At 52.2% G+C, this 1,856-nt stretch carries 1 protein-coding gene and 1 pseudogene; both read left to right on the top strand.

Annotation, left to right across the window (positions count from 1 at the left end):
- The coding region (locus tag QZ279_RS13225) for a capsular biosynthesis protein (protein ID WP_293451629.1) at window positions 1-1,090 on the top strand (1,090 nt) is incomplete at its 5' end.
- Between the two features lie 119 nt (window positions 1,091-1,209).
- Window positions 1,210-1,856: pseudogene (locus tag QZ279_RS13220) on the top strand (polysaccharide biosynthesis/export family protein); the annotation flags it as partial.

Raw genomic sequence — 1,856 nt, 5'->3', positions numbered from 1 at the left:
ATTCGATGTCCTTGTTGAAGAACGTGGTGTTACTGATATTGTTCTCTATGGCGATACACGTCCGGTCCATGCACAAGCCGTCGCGCGCGCGAATGCGCTCGGCCTGCGGGTTCACGTCTTTGAAGAAGGCTATATGCGCCCCTTTTGGATCAGCTATGAACGCGGTGGATCCATTGGCAATTCACGCTTGAAGGACACGACGGTCGCGCAAATGCAAACCGCGCTTGAGCGCTCCGACATGGAAGCACCCATGCCCCCAAGCCATTGGGGCGACATGCGCCAGCACGTGTTTTACGGAGCACTTTATCATTGGTTTGTGATGTTTCGAAACGGTGACTATCGTAATTTCAAAACCCACCGCGACCTGCCTGTTATCAAAGAATTCCAGCTATACGTGAAGCGCTTGTTGCTAATGCCTTTTCAAGGGATAGAGCGGCGCATCGCAACGTGGCGTATCCGCAATTGTGGTTTTCCCTATCATCTCGCACTTTTGCAACTAGAGCATGACAGCTCGTTTCAAATGCATTCGCCTTTTGACACTATGACGGATTTTTTTGAATTCGTGATACAAGAATTCGCTAAAGGCTCTGCGCAACATCATCACCTTGTTTTCAAAGCGCATCCTCTGGAAGATGGTCGCGTTCCTGTGCGCCGTTCCCTGAAAGACTTGGCCGAAAAATACGGTATTTCAAAGCGTGTTCACTATGTGCGCGGCGGCAAGCTTGCGCGCCTTTTGAATGATGCCCGCACCGCGATTATGGTGAATTCAACCGCTGGCCAACAGGTTTTGTGGCGCGGCATTCCATTGAAAACATTCGGAAGCGCAGTTTATTCAAAGCCTGAATTCGTCTCAAGCCAGCCCTTAGCAGACTTTTTCGCTGCCGCTGAACGCCCAGATAACCGCGCATACAAAGATTTTCGGCGTTATCTATTGGAAACCACTCAAGTACCTGGCGGCTTTTACTCCACAAGTGGACGCCGTAAATTAATGCGCCACGTCGTCGATATGATGCTTTCAGACGAGGATCCTTATGACGCTTTACGATCCGGCACCGCGGCACCAAGGCAACAGTTGCGCGTCGTGAACTGATCAACACACCTTCAGACGCTAGCTTTTTGTTTTGGATTCCCATAGGTCAAGAAAAAAGGGCCGTTAGAGACCGAGGCAGAGTAAACCGAGGCAGAGTAAGAGGTCGAGGAGACCGAGCAGTGAAATCCTATACATCCAGATGGGCAAAATCCGCCTGCCTGCTTGCTAGCTGCTGTGCCGATGGTCTCTTCCTGTGGTTTGCCGCGCGTTGGTCCAAATAAAAAAGAAATCTACGAAGGCTCTGTACAGCGTTCAAGCGATGCATTTGTGGTTGCGGTCAATGACCTCGTGACACGTGCTACCTCTGTCGTGCCCAGCTTAGGCTTTTCCACATCGTTCCAAAATGCAGGCCAAATCGGATCGGATACAATCCGACCCGGCGATACGCTTGGTCTGACGATCTGGGAAAACGTCGATGACGGTCTTTTGGCCGGCGAAACGTCTAACTCCACTTTGCTGGAGGAAGTGCAGGTTGATGGAGCCGGCTTCATTTTCGTGCCCTACGCAGGTCGCATACGCGCAGCGGGTAATTCCCCTGACGCCATTCGCCGCACAATTACGCGCAAGCTTGAAGAACAAACACCAGATCCACAGGTCCAAGTCCGTCGCCTCGCGGGTGATGGCGCGACTGTTTCATTGGTTGGTGCCATTGGCGGTCAGGGCGTCTACCCGATTGAACGTCCCACACGCACCCTCTAAGCCATGCTCGCGCGTGCTGGCGGTATCGCGATTGAACCCGAAATTGCTCAAATCACTGTGATCCGCG

The sequence above is a fragment of the Planktotalea sp. genome (assembly GCF_018607965.1).
Classification (GTDB): Bacteria; Pseudomonadota; Alphaproteobacteria; order Rhodobacterales; family Rhodobacteraceae; genus Planktotalea.
This window is presented reverse-complemented; position numbering and strand designations above follow the sequence as displayed.